The sequence below is a fragment of the Grimontia sp. NTOU-MAR1 genome, assembly GCF_035758505.1.
In the GTDB taxonomy this organism is placed as follows: Bacteria; Pseudomonadota; Gammaproteobacteria; order Enterobacterales; family Vibrionaceae; genus Enterovibrio; species Enterovibrio marinus.
Genome location: NZ_CP142108.1, coordinates 3,399,757 through 3,414,703 on the forward strand (window position 1 = coordinate 3,399,757; position 14,947 = coordinate 3,414,703).

Consider the following 14,947-nt stretch of genomic DNA (forward strand, 5'->3'; position numbering starts at 1 on the left):
TTCTTTGTTTGAATTATCTTTCTCTACTAAAGAGCTTTACCCTTGAGCAGTTTTCTTACCCACATTCGTCCCGGATGCAAGGCATTAAGCACATCAACCGGCATGGGGAGTGGGTCGCCACAAAGCTGTGAAGCCAGAAGTTCACCGAGGATGGGGGCAGAGGTTAAACCGCGCGAACCGAGTGCCAACAGGCTGTAAAGGTTTGGGTAAACCGGCACATCTTCGGTATTGTCTTTCTTATCACGTAAATCACTGTATACGGTTTTCAAAGCTTCAAAGTCGCAGACATCACCGACATACGGCAAATGATCGCGGCTGGCACAGCGAATACCTACACGACCACCACCATGGTCAGTATCAATCTCTTTTGGCCATTCAGCAGGAATGCAATCGACCAGGCGCTGCTTGTTGTCAGCCTGATCGTCCATGCGGAAGTCCATGGAAGTATCATTCCGGCTGTAGCTGGCGCCGATGCAGTGAGTGTCATTTTTTGGGTTGGCCGGCGTCAGGTAGCCGTCATAACACAACACGGTTTTAAGCTGCTTCAACGCGGGCGTGGTATTAATGTGGGAGACCTGACCACGAACCGCATAGGCCGGAATGGGGGCGGTTTGCTCAAACTGGGTGAACTTATGGCCGTTAGCGACAACCACGGTATCGTGAGTCCGTTCGCTTTGGTTTGCAGTCAGTATCCACGCCCCGTTCTGATGACTGGCTTTCGTCACTTCGGTACTGTAATGACAGGTCAACAGGCCAGTTTCCTCAGCGTTGGCTATCAAGCCCTGAGTTAACTGCTGAGGACACAACCAACCGCCGAGAGGATAGGTGACACCGCCGTGCCCGGTTTCAATGCCAGTCAGTGACTCGGCGTCTTCTCTAGTGATGCCGTGGATAAGAGATTCCGGAAAACCACCTGTCAGCATCTTCGCCAATTTGTCCGTGCTTTTTTCATCCCACCCTAATTGGGTAACGCCACACAAATCGTGATTAAACGAAACCGTTTCTGCTGCCTGTTCAATAAACTGACGGGAGAACAAAAATGCCGGCGCAAAGAAGCGAGAAAGGGCATCGTCACTGCCATTTAGAAGTGGATACACCGCGCCTTGTCGGTTGCCAGATGCGGCAAGTCCAGGCTTGTCATGTTCGCAATAAAGGGTGACTGATTTTCCACGACGTACCAGTGACAGTGCCAAGGTGGCGCTCGCCACACCGCCACCAATAATCGCAATGTCATTGCTATTTTGTGGTGCAGTACGTTTATACCAAGGAGCCTGTTGGCGTTGCTGGTTACGTTCGACCATGGTGCCGACAATCATGTCGCGTTTGGTGCCATAGCCCTTGGCTTTTTTCATTTCAAAGCCTGCGTCAATTAAGCCGCGACGCACAAAGCCAGCTGCAGTGAAAGTGGCGACGGTACAGTCTTGTTTGGCCAGTCTTGCCATGCCGTCAAATAGCGTCTGACTCCACATTTCAGGGTTCTTGCTGGGTGCAAAGCCGTCCAAAAACCAGCAATCCACAATACCGTCATCAGACGTCCACACTTGTGGCATACAGTCTTTGATGTCGCCGAACCACAAGTCCAGCGTGATCATGCCATCTGCCAGTAGCAAACGGTGGCAGCCAGAAACCGCTGCTGGGTAGTGTTTGCGCAGTGCTTCGGCGAAATCCGCCAACTCTGGCCAGGCTGCGTGGGCTTTTTCTAAATCAGTGACGGAGACCGGGAACTTCTCAAAGCTGATGAAATGAAGCTGGTTGACTTGAGCCTCAGGGTTTTCCTTTCGGAATTGGGCAAACCACTGCCACACAGCCAGGAAGTTAAGGCCTGTACCAAACCCGGTTTCCGCAATCACGAATCGGTCATGTGAAAAGGTATCCCAGCGGTTTGGTAGCTGGTTTTGCTGCAGGAACACGTAGCGCGTTTCTTCCAGACCATTGGCATTGGAAAAGTAAACATCGTCAAAGTTGTCAGAGACCGGTGTTCCGGCGTCATTCCAATGGATTTGGGCGTGTTCAATACGGGTTTGGGTCACAAGCCTTACCTTAATAAAAACGGGATTTGCACGTCGAGCGCGGATTCTATCGCCAATTCGACGGAATATACAGAACCGACAACGGGTCTGTGTCAGTATGTGAAAAATTTCAGCTTACACCTGTACTCTAGGAAAGCTGACCACTTAGGCGTATCAAAACCGCTATCATCGGTGCGAACTCGAATTGTAGGAACAAAAGATGAAACGAGCCGTAATTACAGGTATGGGAATTGTTTCCAGCATCGGTAACAACGTTAAAGAAGTGCTGGAGTCATTAAAGACGGGTAAATCAGGGATTAGCTTTTCCCAACAGTTCGCAGACATGAAGCTTCGCAGTAATGTCTGGGGTGATTTAAAGCTCAATCCTGCTGATCACATTGATCGCAAAAAGTTTCGTTTTATGGGCGATGCTGCGGGCTTCGCTTATCTGTCAATGGAGCAGGCTATCGAAGATGCCGGTTTGACAGAAGATATGGTGTCTAACGACCGCACCGGTCTGGTTGCCGGTTCTGGTGGCGCATCATCGATTAACCAGGTTGCAGCCACAGACACATTACGTGAAAAAGGCGTAAAACGTGTTGGTCCTTACATGGTGCCACGTACCATGTCTTCAACGGTTTCAGCTTGTCTGGCAACACCATTCAAAATCCGTGGTGTGAACTACACCATGAGCTCAGCATGTGCGACGTCCGCGCACTGTATTGGCCACGCTGTCGAATTGATTCAACTGGGTAAGCAAGACTTAGTTTTTGCGGGTGGTGGTGAAGAACTGGATTGGTCACTGACCATGATGTTTGATGCCATGGGTGCACTGTCGACCAAATACAACGACAACCCAGAAAAAGCATCACGTACCTACGACGCTGATCGCGATGGTTTCGTTATCTCTGGTGGTGGCGGCATGATGGTTATCGAAGAGCTTGAGCATGCGCTGGCGCGTGGTGCGAAAATCTACGGTGAAATCGTGGGCTACGGTGCAACATCAGATGGCTACGATATGGTAGCGCCATCGGGCGAAGGCGCAGTTCGCTGTATGAAGATGGCGATGCAGGACGTCGATCAAATTGACTACATCAACACTCACGGTACCTCTACGCCAGTGGGCGATGTGAAAGAGCTGGGGGCGATTCAGGAAGTGTTCGGCAACAACAGCCCTGCAATTTCTGCAACCAAAGCCATGACCGGTCACGCACTGGGTGCGGCAGGTGTTCACGAAGCGATTTACTCCACCATCATGTTGGAAAATAACTTCGTTGCACCAAGCATCAACATCGAAAACCTGGATCCAGCCGCTGAAGGCTTGGATATCGTGTCGGAAGCCCGTGAAGTTGAGTTGAAGACTGTGATGTCTAACAGCTTCGGCTTCGGTGGCACCAACGCCACGCTGGTTATCAAAAAATACGAGGGATAAGCGTCTCACTTGTCCCCAGGGTCTGCTGGCTGTCAAAGGTAGACAGGCCCCTTAGTTTTCCGGGACGTAGGCTTTATGCCCACAACAGACGCAGGTTTAGATCGTTGAGAGCCGATCTCTACCTTTCAGATCCTGGATTTTGCCCGGCCAATTGGCCGGGTTTTTTCGTTTTATCTGGCGCAGAAAACCGTCACAATAGCGCCAATAGAATAAATGTAAGAGTAAACACACTTGAACATTCTGATTGATGAAAACATGCCGTATGCCGCTGAGCTGTTCAGCAAGCTGGGTACGGTTACCGCAAAAGCAGGACGTACCCTGAAGGCAGATGATCTGATTGACGTTGACGCGCTGATGATTCGCTCCGTCACCAAAGTTGACGAAGTACTGCTGGAAAAAGCCAATAAACTGAAATTTGTTGGTACGGCAACCGCAGGGACAGACCATGTTGATGCGGATTTGCTTGCCAGCAAAGGCATCTTCTTTACTGCCGCGCCGGGCTGTAACAAAGTGGGTGTGGCCGAATACGTGATAAGCGCGCTGCTGGTATTGAGCCAGCAACAGGGCTTTTCTATTGCTGACCGTAAAGTTGGCATTGTGGGCGCAGGTCAGGTGGGAAGCTACCTGTCTAAATGTCTGTCAGCGCTCAGCATTCCGCACCTGTTATGCGATCCTATCAAACAAGCGGAAGGCGACACACGCGAGTTTCATCCTCTACAAACGCTGATTGCAGAGTGTGATGCCCTGACCTTCCACACGCCGCTAACCAAGACCGGTGAATACCCAACGCATCATCTGATGGGTGAAGCGGAGATCGCTGCATTGAAGCCTGGTTCAATCCTTATCAACGCGGCTCGCGGTCCAGTGGTCAGTAATGACGCACTGAAAGCTGCACTGAAAACACAGCATTTAACTGCCGTGCTAGATGTGTTCGAGTTTGAACCGGAAGTGGACATGGAACTTCTTCCCATGCTGGCTTTCGCCACCCCGCACGTTGCGGGTTACGGACTGGAAGGTAAAGCACGCGGCACCACCATGATTTACAACAGTTACTGCGAGTTTCTGGGTAACCAGGAAGAAAAAGTCGAAGCGGCGTCTTTGCTGCCGGTCGCTCCCATTCCAAAGGTATCTCTGAGCAAGCCTTGGGATGAAACCGATCTGATGGCACTGTGCCAGCTAATTTATGACATTCGTCGTGATGACGCCGAGTTTCGCCGTGCGATGGCTGACGTTGAACAGCAACGCGCAAGCTTTGACCGCTTGCGAAAGAATTACTGGGACAGACGCGAGTACAGTGCAATTACACTAGCGGGCGAGGCAGCGTTTGGGTTAGAGTCGCTCGCTAATTTAGGTTTTACCGTAGAGGAATAATCATGACACAAGAATTCGATGTGGCTTATGACGTCGCTGTTTTAGGTGCTACAGGCGCAGTAGGACGCACCATTATCGAGGTGTTGGAAGAGCGTAAATTCCCTGTGCGCAATCTTCACTTGCTGGCAAGTGAGCGCAGCGCCGGTGAAACCATCCGCTTTAACGGTAAAAGTGTCCGCGTGAAAAACGTGGAAGACTTTGACTGGAGCCAGGTTCAAATCGCGCTGTTCTCAGCGGGTGCAGAATCATCTGATCGTTGGGCACCGATTGCTGCTGATGAAGGCGTAGTGGTTATCGATAACACCTCACGTTTCCGCTACGAATACGATGTCCCACTGGTCGTGCCAGAAGTGAACCCGGAAGCGATTGCGGATTTCCGTAACCGTAACATCATCGCAAACCCTAACTGTTCGACCATCCAAATGCTGGTGGCACTGAAGCCAATTTACGATGCCGCAGGTATCGAGCGCATCAACGTCTCGACATATCAGTCAGTATCGGGTTCAGGCAAGAAAGGGGTTGATGAACTGGCAGGCCAGACAGTGAAACTGTTGAACAGTCAGGAAGCAGAACCAGGCACCTACAAAAAACAGATCGCGTTTAACTGTCTGCCACACATCGATGAGTTCATGGACAACGGCTACACCAAAGAAGAAATGAAAATGGTGTGGGAAACCCAGAAAATTCTGGGCGACGATTCCGTGGCGGTAAACCCGACCTGTGTGCGCGTGCCTGTGTTCTATGGCCACGCTGAAGCCGTACACATTGAATGTCAGCAGCCGTTGGATGCCACCGAAGCGATGGACTTGTTATCCCGTGCTGAAGGTGTTGAAGTTTACTATGGCGAAGACTACCCAACGCAGGTAAAAGAAGCGACAGGTAAAGACCATGTCATGGTCGGTCGTGTGCGTAATGATATCAGTCACCCGAACGGCCTGAACATGTGGGTTGTTGCTGACAACGTCCGCAAAGGCGCAGCGACAAACTCAGTGCAAATTGCTGAATTTTTGATCCGCGATTACCTGTAATCATCCCTGACTTGTTCAACCTAACAGCCGGCAGCGGTGATCTGGTGCCGGTTGTTTGATCACAAAACACAGTTTTATCTCTTCACACTACAGTTTTCAGCTGGGCTTCCGATATAGTTATGGAAATAACCAGTAATATCAATCGCAGCAGGTGTTTAACGCCTTGCCTCCCAGCGACTTCAGTACGGGAAACGCACCGCGATTGTGAAAAGCCTTTTATTCTGCCATAGGGGAATGCGGGCAGTGTCTGACCCAGATTTTTATAACGCGATGAAGCGAACTCTTTTTTCATACTTATCACGTGGTCGTCTCGGCAAAACGCTTGTCGTCTCGTCTCTATTGCTGAGCCTCGGTATTCCGTTCTCTGCGCAGTCTGCTATTCGCATTCTTGGCCCGGTAGAAGAGTCTCCTCCGTCCAGTGCCACTGAGCCTCTGACTCAACAAAATCAAGCGCCGCTTTCCTCTGTGAACCGACGCCAGACTGTTGGGCCAACCCGTGACTCTGACACACTTTGGTCTATCGCGTCGCGCTATCAGCCGAACAACTCAGTGACTGTCTATCAGACCATTGGTGCAATTTTTCGCCTGAATCCAGGTTCGTTTGAAGATGCCAATATCCACGGTTTGATTCCTGGCAGTACCTTGTTGATGCCAACACTCACTGAGATTCGTCGTGAGAGTACTGGTGATGTTGCGAGCCGCCTGCAAATTGATGAGGCGCGTAAAGACGCAAAACGCGTGGCTAATCAGCCATTAAGTCAGCAAGTCACTACGCCGGCAGTGACCACACCAAAAACAACACCTAAGCCTGAGCCAAAACCTGAACCTGCAATGGTCGAAAAAACGAAGCCAGAAATGGAAGCCGGTGAACCGGAAGCCATGGCTGAGAACGCGCCTATGAAAGAGAAGGAGGTAATGGAACCTAAGGGTGACATGTCAGGCGCGCCGACCAAACCAAACATGTCTGCGGTTCAGAACCAAATCAACGAATCTGACCTGCAAATGGGCAAACTAGTTGAAAGTAACCACATTCTGAAAATCCGTCTGGCCGAAGTACAAAATGAGCTGGCTGCCATGAAAGACCAGATGTCAGCTGATGAAGAACTAACAGAAGAAATTCGTGAGTTCCTCGAAGTTCAGCGTATGCGCCAGGCTAAGGTGGAAATGAAAGAACCGTCGTTCTTTGAATCCGTGATGGCAAGCCCATTGATGCTGGCGACTATGGCAATTATTCCAGCGTTGCTAGTAATTGGTGCCGCAGCCTTCTTCATCATGCGTCGCCGCAAAGACGAAGATGTTGACGTTGAAGAGCCGGAAGGTCTGGATGGTGCAGCCCCAGATATGCCAGCGGCGATGGTCGATGTTGATGACGGTACTGACGAACTTGTTCTGGAAGATGAAGAACTTGAAGTTACCGATGATATTGATACCGACGAACTCTTTGGCGACGACATGGGTGATGATCTTGATGATATCAACCTGTCCGATACTCTTGAGCTTTCAGAAGAACCTGAAGAAGGCGACCTGGACATCGATGCCGATACTGATCTGACATCGAACTTGGATGTTGGTTTGGATGATGACTTTGATACCAGTACCGATGTCGAAGCGAATACCGATGACGCGATCGGTTTGGAAGATATGGAACGTGCGCTCGATGAGATGTCCTCACAGCCTGAAGAAGCAGAACTCAGCCCTGATGAAGCGCTCGCCGCAATGTGGGAGCAATCGCTCAGCGGCGGTGATGAAGAAGTCGATGATATTGATGCTTTACTGGCCGCAGAACAGTCAAGTGAAGGCGACGAAGTAGCCACTACAGAAGCCGAACCAGCGCCTGAAGCGTCAGCAGAGGAAGACGCTTCAGAAGAAGCCCTTGAAACCAATGAAGCCTTGTTCGATAACGTGCTGGATGATGAGCCTGAAGTTGACTTGTCTCAGGATATCGACCTGTCTGATGATGACATCGATGACCTTATTGGCTCAGCTGCTGAGCCAGAGTCAAGCGCTGAAGACAATACGGCAATGCTGGATGAGCCACTCGGCGAAGACGATGACCTAGATCTTATCAGTAATGATGTCGTGGAAGAGGACGATATCGCAGACCCTGATGCACTGCTTGATGAAATGCTTGGCGATGATCTCATTGATGAAGATGGCAATACTGTCGCATCAGAAGAAAAAGACGATACCGATGATTTGTCGCTCGAGCCAGAACTCGACGCGGATCTGTCTGAAACAGACGCCTTGCTGGACGAGCTTGTCAGCGAAGATGACGAAGACCCGCTTGATGAAACGGCATTACTTGACGAAGCCATTGATGACGATGATTTGCTGGGCGATGTTCTTGGTGAAACAGAAGATCAGGAAGAAGTCGACCTCGGAGAAACCGATGTTTTGCTCGATGAGCTGATTGACGACGGTGATGCACTCGAAGATGAAAGTGCATTACTGGATGAAGTCCCGGATGACGATCTGCTTGGTGATGATCTTGGTGTTGATAGCGAGCTTGATATCGATAAAGACCCTGATCTCGACGTCGACATTGATAATGAATTGGACATCGATAGTGTGCTGGATATTGATGCCGAGACAACACCGGAGATCACTGGTGAGGTATTGGGTGACGATTCAGATGATGCGCCGGAAGAAGTCTCTGATGAGTTGGAGATTCCTGAGCCAGAAGTGGCAGAGACTGAAGAGCACACAGAGGCTGAAGAGTCGGGTGTTGAGAATCTTACTGAGCTTGATGACGCACTGAGCAACGGCAGTTCAGAGACTGAGCTGGATGAGCTGGTGGACGATACGCCTGTTGAGGCTGAACCTGAACCTGAAGCCTCTGAATCAGAGCTGGAACTACTGGATGATGTGCTTGAGCAGGACGAGCAGACTGAAGAAGATATTGAGAGCGATACGGAAGAAACCGCACTGGATGAAGCGCCGATTGAAGAGCCTGAGGCGACAGCCGAAGACTTGGATCTTCTCGATAGTCTGCTAGATGAAGATGCGTCTTCAACTGAGTCTGAAGAGCTTGATTCAGAGCAAGCTGACTCTGTCCAAACTGAGCTAGAGCAACCAGACATTGAGCCAGAAGCGTCAGAAGAGACAGCCGAGACACAGGATGAGCTGGTAGCCTTTGATGAGACGCCAGATACAGCCGAAGCTATCACTGAAGAGCTTACTGTTGATGAACTGGCTCCAGAAGAGCGAGATATTGAAGATAGTGACGTTGAATCCTCAACCTCAGAAAGCCCGGAAGCAGAAAACGAAGTTGAAGAGCCTCAAGCGTTAGAATCGGAATCAGAAGAACCATTAGATGTCTCCGTCGAGCAAGAAGCCGAAGACGCGTTCGAGGCGGAAGATGAAGCGCCGCTCGATCTGTCTTCTTTGCCTGAGTATGACGAAGAGGCAGCATTAGCAGACAGTGAAGGTGAATCAGAAGCAATCAGTGAAGTCTTGCCTGATGACGATGATACCGCGCCACTGGATTTGGAAAATCTCCCCGAATATACCGAAGAAGATGCAGCGCAGGAATATGAAGTCGAACTTCCTACCTCCCAGGAAGACGCAGCTGAGTCCGTTGAAAGTGACGTCGCCGAAGAGGAAGCGCTTCAAGAAGAATCGCTGAATACACCTCAGCCGGAACAAGAAACCGAGGAAGAGGTTCATGCCTTCACGGCGACGGAGCCTAATACACTGGCTTTCCCGAAAGTTGACCCTATCGGACTTGATGAACTGGGTGAGTTTGACGAAGACGATGCACTGTCTGCCGCGTTAGATGAACAACGAGAGCTGGAAGAATTCCTACCACAATCCAAAGAAGAGGGCTTCACGCAACCTTCCGCGCCGGTTTCGCAAGCGCCTTATCGAGCCGCTGAATTGGATGAGCTAGCGCAACTCGATGACGATGAGCATCAGGTTGCAGGCTTGAACATGGAAGCACTGCTTTCAGAAGAACTGGAAGAAGAACACTCAGGGCTGGGGGACTTTGAAACCGAAGAGCTCGACATCCCTGAGGATGAAAGTGACGTTTGGAGCGCGGAGCAAGCGCCGGAGCCGGAGCTTGAAAGCGAAGATTGGTCTGAGCAACCAGAGGTTCTGGGTGATGAGATCAAGTCCATGGACCTTGAAGGTGACTTGGATGGATTGCTGGATGATGTTGAAAGCGAGCTGGTTGAAGAGACCGCGCCGAGTGAAGACTACATCAGTATTGATGAGCTGATGAAAGATGACGGTGTGCCCCAGGAAGACCCTGACTCGTTGAAAATAGATCTGGATGTTGGGCTAGAAGATTTTCCAGACGTGCTGAGCGACATTCAACCTGCTGATGTTGATAGCAGTGGTGAAGCCGCGACCAATATGGATTTGGCGAAAGCTTATCTTGAGATGAATGATGTTGACGGTGCCATTCAACTTCTTGAAAAGGTAATGCAAAGCGGCGATACGAACCTCAAGGATGAAGCCAGATTGATGATTGAGAAGCTTAATTAACCAACAGATCCCAAAAAGGCGGGGTATCCCGCCTTTTTTATGTTGTTAAAAGGTAGCTAACTCAACTTAGAGGAATTATTGGCTGATTGGCTTATGAAGAAAGCAGGTTATATAATGCGCCGCCTTAGATAACCTGTAAGACAGAGAAAACACGATGAGAATTGCCCTGGGTGTAGAATACGACGGTGCGAAATTTTATGGCTGGCAACGCCAGCGTGAAGTGCCAAGCGTTCAGGAACATCTTGAAAAAGCCCTGTCCAAAATCGCCAATCATCCTATTGAAGTGCAGTGCGCCGGTCGCACAGATGCTGGCGTTCATGGCACAGGTCAGGTAGTTCATTTCGATGTTGAAGGCTCAAGGCCACTGCGAGCATGGACCATGGGCGTCAACACACACCTACCTGACACAATCGCAGTGCGTTGGGCGAAAGAGGTGCCGGATGAGTTCCATGCCCGCTTTACCGCAACGGCACGTCGTTATCGATACATTATCTACAATAACGCTTTGCGTCCGGGTATTCTCCGTCACGGTGTGAGCCACTATCATGGTGAATTGGACGAAAAGCTGATGCATGAAGCGGCCCAATGCTTATTGGGTGAGAATGATTTCACGTCTTTTCGCGCAGCTCAGTGTCAGTCAAACAGCCCATGGCGAAATGTTCACCATATAAATGTGACTCGTCAGGGACGTTTCGTGATCATTGATATCAAGGCCAATGCATTTGTTCACCACATGGTGAGAAACATCACTGGCAGCTTGATTACTGTCGGCCGCAAAGAGCAAAAGCCAGAGTGGCTGAAGTGGTTGCTGGAAATTAAAGACCGCAACCTGGCAGCAGCGACAGCAAAGGCAGAAGGATTGTATCTGGTTGAAGTGGATTATCCGACGGAATATGAATTGCCATCCTCGCCGATAGGCCCTTTGTTTCTGCCAGACGAACAGCTTTAATCATGAAAGAGGTACCTAAAATCGCCTCTTTGTCACAAAACAAAGTAGAGATAAGTGGGACTAACAATAGGTAGTACCAGTTTTTTGTCCAAAGTCTTAACAAGTTGTGTTTTAATTCTCTGTTGAATTCGTAGATATCAAGGCCACTTGCCCATCTCTGCACAGACCGCGTTCATGGTGACCGAAACAGTGCATGGTAATGATGTAAGCGGCGAGTGCTCCAATATAAAAGGTCGTTCATGAGCTGGCTTGAAAAAATTCTGACAAAAAGCAATATCGGTTCTTCACGTAAGGCTTCTATCCCAGAAGGCGTCTGGACCAAATGTTCGTCTTGCGAACAGGTGCTGTACCACGCAGAACTTGAGCGTAACCTGCACGTGTGTCCGAAATGTGACCATCACATGCGTATGAGCGCGCGCAAGCGCCTGGAAACCTTCCTTGATGAAGGTAACCGTGTAGAAATCGGTGATGAGTTGGAGCCGAAAGATCTGCTCAAGTTCCGTGACTCGAAAAAGTACAAAGATCGTATCTCTGCAGCGCAGAAGTCGAGTGGCGAGAAAGATGCACTTATCGTCATGAAAGGTGAACTACTGGGTATGCCAGTAGTTGCGGCCTCTTTTGAATTTGCTTTTATGGGCGGCTCAATGGGTGCGGTTGTTGGTGCGCGCTTCGTGAAAGCGGTAGACGCAGCCATCGAAAATAACTGTGGTTTGGTTTGTTTCTCTGCAAGTGGCGGTGCACGTATGCAAGAAGCGCTGATGTCGCTCATGCAAATGGCGAAAACCAGTGCAGCGCTGGAGCGCCTGTCAGCAAAAGGCTTGCCTTTTGTTTCTGTGTTGACTGACCCAACCTTCGGTGGTGTCACCGCAAGCTTTGCGATGCTGGGTGACGTAAACATCGGTGAGCCAAAAGCTTTGATCGGTTTTGCTGGCCAACGTGTTATTGAACAAACCGTGCGAGAGAAACTGCCAGAAGGTTTTCAGCGCAGCGAGTTTCTGTTGGAGCACGGTGCGATTGACATGATTGTTGATCGCCGCGAAATGCGTCAGCGCATCGGTGGTATGCTGGCGAAAATGACCAACCAAGAATCTCCATTGGTTGTGTCCGTCGACAAACCGCTGGAAGGTGAAGTAATTGAAGCTGAGCCAGTGGAAGAAGATAAAGAGTAACTTCGCCTAGCAAATCTCACATCGAAAGAGCGCCTTATGGCGCTCTTTGTCTTTTAGCTGATATGATTAAAGCATCGGAAATTTGAATAGATAACAAATGTCAGAACTCATTAAGCCCGGTGCTCATTCACCGCTATCTGCATGGTTGCAGTATCTGGAATCTCTTCACACCAGCGCAATTGATTTAGGTTTGGACCGCGCTTCACTGGTTGCCAGTAACGGCAACCTAACCAAGCTAGCGCCGACAGTCATCACGGTAGCCGGTACCAATGGCAAAGGCTCCACCTGTGCCATTATCGAAACCATTCTTCTCAACGCTGGCTACAAAGTTGGCGTATACAGCTCCCCACATCTGGTGCGTTATAACGAGCGTGTTCGAATCAATGGCTTGGAGTTGGATGATGAAAGGCATTCAGAAGCGTTTGCCGCGATCGAAGCACTGCGTGGCGATACCAGCCTGAGTTTCTTTGAATTCGGCACGTTGGCAGCACTTTGGTTGTTTCTTGATAACCAAGTTGATGTGGTGGTACTGGAAGTCGGCTTAGGTGGTCGCTTGGATGCCACCAATGTCGTTGATCATGATGTATCGGTGATCACTAGCTTGGCTATCGATCATGTCGATTGGCTCGGTGATGACATTGAAGTGATTGGCTTCGAGAAAGCCGGTATTTTCAGAGCCGGAAAACCTGCGGTTTGCGGTCAACCTGAACCGCCAGCCAGTGTTGCTGCCCATGCTGATGATATTGGCGCGAACCTGCATCAAGTAGGGTATCAATTTGACTATGAAAAAGAAGGTGATGTCTGGCATTGGCAATGCGGCGCGTTTGATTTGCGTGATTTGCCGATTCCCAACTTACCACTTCCGAATGCAGCAACGGCACTCATGGCATTAGGGCTTTCTGAGCTTGAAGTCACTGACGAGCACATCGTTGATGGTCTGAAGTCAGTAAAACTGGCTGGACGCATGGAGCGCGTTTCTGATTCACCTTTGATTTTGATGGATGTTGCCCACAACCCACATTCAGCTGCGTATCTGGCGAAACAAATTCGGGAATTGAAAGAGGCATCCAACGCCTGTGTGCATGCTGTCGTTGCTATGCTCCATGATAAGGATATTGCCGCCACCATCGAAGAAATGAAGTCCGTCATTGACCATTGGTACCCAGCTTCACTTACTGGTCCCCGCGCTGCGAGCTGGGAACAGGTCGCTGAATACTTACCAGAGGGTGTCCAAGGCTTCGCAACACCAGCACTGGCTTTTGACAAAGCGAGAGCTGCTCTCGACTGGCAAGGGGATATCCTTATCGTATTCGGTTCTTTCCATACAGTCGGTGAGATCGCCGACCACCTCCAAAAACAGGAGTAATTGTGGCAACCCAGTTTCAAAACCGATTGGTCGGGACGCTCATCCTTGTCTCTCTAGGCGTTATTTTCCTCCCCGATGTGTTTGACGGTGAAAAGGCACATTATGAAGAAAGCTATCAAGCCATCCCTTTGCGCGAGGAAGTGGATGAATCCTTGCTGACCGAGCCTGTCATGGCACCCGAAGAAGTTGAAAGCTTTATGCCGCCAGAAGAGCCTGTCGTCGTCACCATAGACGCGCCGGCGGCACCGAATGTCGCTTCAGCGCCCAAAGAAAACTATACCGACTCGGCATGGATTATTCGTCTAGGTACGTTTCGTAACATTGAAAATGCGCATAACCTAGTAGCAACACTTCGGAGTAAAGGGTATGCAGCGCAACTTATGCCACGTGATATCAAAGAAGGTGAATTAGCGCGTGTTGAAGTAGGCCCTGATGTCTCGAAAGAAAAGTTAGAGTCGATGACTGCGGATTTAGAGTCTTTGACGGGCTTGAAAGGTCAACTGCTTAGATTTAACCCACTCAACCCATAAGAAAACGTTTGCGTCGTCATTTTTTCTGTTAAAATGCGCGCGAATCGCTCAGATGATTAAAAGATGAATTGGATAGATTACATCATTATTGGCGTGATCAGCTTTTCTGCTCTGATTAGCTTGGTCCGCGGTTTTGTTAAAGAAGCCTTGTCGCTGGTGATTTGGTTTGGTGCCTTCTTTGTCGCAAGTGATTTTTACCCGCAACTGGCAGCTTACTTTACAAATATTCATGACGAAATGATTCGAAACGGCGCAGCAATAGCGGCGCTGTTTATTGCCACTCTGATTGTTGGTGCGGTTGTTAACTACGTGATTGGACAGTTAGTACAAAAAACTGGCCTTTCAGGTACAGATCGCGTGTTAGGGATTGTTTTTGGGGGTATTCGTGGCGTGCTGATTGTCGCTGCACTACTGTTTTTCCTCGATGCATTCACCAGCTTTGCCAGTTCTCCAGAGTGGAAACAATCGCAGTTAATCCCTAAATTTGGGGTAGTGATTGAATGGTTTTTCGATTATTTGGAGCAAAGCTCCAGCTTTCTGCCTAAGGTGATCTAAGGTTTTCCCGCGGCAAGGTTCGCGGGCAAATCCACAAGTTCCCTGGGCTC

At 49.7% G+C, this 14,947-nt stretch carries 10 protein-coding genes; 9 read left to right on the forward strand and 1 reads right to left on the reverse strand.

The genetic code is table 11. From position 1 onward, the window contains the following. Positions 1-26 precede the first annotated feature (26 nt). Complete coding sequence (gene mnmC, locus VP504_RS15850) at positions 27-2,030, reverse strand: bifunctional tRNA (5-methylaminomethyl-2-thiouridine)(34)-methyltransferase MnmD/FAD-dependent 5-carboxymethylaminomethyl-2-thiouridine(34) oxidoreductase MnmC (RefSeq protein ID WP_325892012.1); 2,004 nt, start codon at positions 2,028-2,030, stop codon at positions 27-29. A 199-nt stretch (positions 2,031-2,229) separates the two neighbouring features. Here mnmC and fabB point away from each other — a divergent pair, with 199 nt between their 5' ends. From fabB to cvpA, 9 genes are all read left to right on the forward strand, one after another. Further along, positions 2,230-3,441 (forward strand): beta-ketoacyl-ACP synthase I, encoded by a 1,212-nt coding sequence (fabB, locus tag VP504_RS15855; RefSeq protein ID WP_062704682.1) that lies wholly within the window; start codon positions 2,230-2,232, stop codon positions 3,439-3,441. Between the two features lie 231 nt (positions 3,442-3,672). After that, entirely contained in the window at positions 3,673-4,812 is a 1,140-nt protein-coding gene (locus VP504_RS15860) for a 4-phosphoerythronate dehydrogenase (protein WP_325892013.1), read from the forward strand. 2 nt (positions 4,813-4,814) lie between these two features. Next, complete coding sequence (locus VP504_RS15865; RefSeq protein WP_062704686.1) at positions 4,815-5,840, forward strand: aspartate-semialdehyde dehydrogenase; 1,026 nt, start codon at positions 4,815-4,817, stop codon at positions 5,838-5,840. 234 nt (positions 5,841-6,074) lie between these two features. Beyond that, positions 6,075-10,328 carry a FimV/HubP family polar landmark protein gene (locus VP504_RS15870; protein WP_325894062.1) on the forward strand — a complete coding sequence of 1,418 codons (4,254 nt, stop codon included), beginning with the start codon at positions 6,075-6,077 and terminating at the stop codon, positions 10,326-10,328. Between the two features lie 154 nt (positions 10,329-10,482). Further along, positions 10,483-11,277: a tRNA pseudouridine(38-40) synthase TruA gene (truA, locus tag VP504_RS15875; RefSeq protein WP_325892014.1), complete on the forward strand. Its 795-nt coding sequence runs from the start codon at positions 10,483-10,485 to the stop codon at positions 11,275-11,277. A gap of 239 nt (positions 11,278-11,516) precedes the next feature. After that, entirely contained in the window at positions 11,517-12,446 is a 930-nt protein-coding gene (gene accD / locus VP504_RS15880) for an acetyl-CoA carboxylase, carboxyltransferase subunit beta (protein WP_062704692.1), read from the forward strand. Positions 12,447-12,543: 97 nt separating this feature from the next. Continuing rightward, positions 12,544-13,812: a bifunctional tetrahydrofolate synthase/dihydrofolate synthase gene (folC, locus tag VP504_RS15885; RefSeq protein WP_325892015.1), complete on the forward strand. Its 1,269-nt coding sequence runs from the start codon at positions 12,544-12,546 to the stop codon at positions 13,810-13,812. Between the two features lie 2 nt (positions 13,813-13,814). Continuing rightward, on the forward strand, positions 13,815-14,342 hold the full coding sequence (locus tag VP504_RS15890) for an SPOR domain-containing protein (RefSeq protein WP_062704696.1): 528 nt from the start codon (positions 13,815-13,817) through the stop codon (positions 14,340-14,342). Positions 14,343-14,405: 63 nt separating this feature from the next. Then, complete coding sequence (gene cvpA / locus VP504_RS15895; protein ID WP_325892016.1) at positions 14,406-14,897, forward strand: colicin V production protein; 492 nt, start codon at positions 14,406-14,408, stop codon at positions 14,895-14,897. Positions 14,898-14,947: the final 50 nt, after the last annotated feature.

Bases quoted from the DNA above. Each gene is read 5' to 3' on its own strand.
- truA (WP_325892014.1), top strand. From the start codon at position 10,483: ATGAGAATTGCCCTGGGTGTAGAATACGACGGTGCGAAATTTTATGGC.
- VP504_RS15865 (WP_062704686.1), top strand. From the start codon at position 4,815: ATGACACAAGAATTCGATGTGGCTTATGACGTCGCTGTTTTAGGTGCT.
- folC (WP_325892015.1), top strand. From the start codon at position 12,544: ATGTCAGAACTCATTAAGCCCGGTGCTCATTCACCGCTATCTGCATGG.
- accD (WP_062704692.1), top strand. From the start codon at position 11,517: ATGAGCTGGCTTGAAAAAATTCTGACAAAAAGCAATATCGGTTCTTCA.
- fabB (WP_062704682.1), top strand. From the start codon at position 2,230: ATGAAACGAGCCGTAATTACAGGTATGGGAATTGTTTCCAGCATCGGT.
- cvpA (WP_325892016.1), top strand. From the start codon at position 14,406: ATGAATTGGATAGATTACATCATTATTGGCGTGATCAGCTTTTCTGCT.
- VP504_RS15870 (WP_325894062.1), top strand. From the start codon at position 6,075: ATGCGGGCAGTGTCTGACCCAGATTTTTATAACGCGATGAAGCGAACT.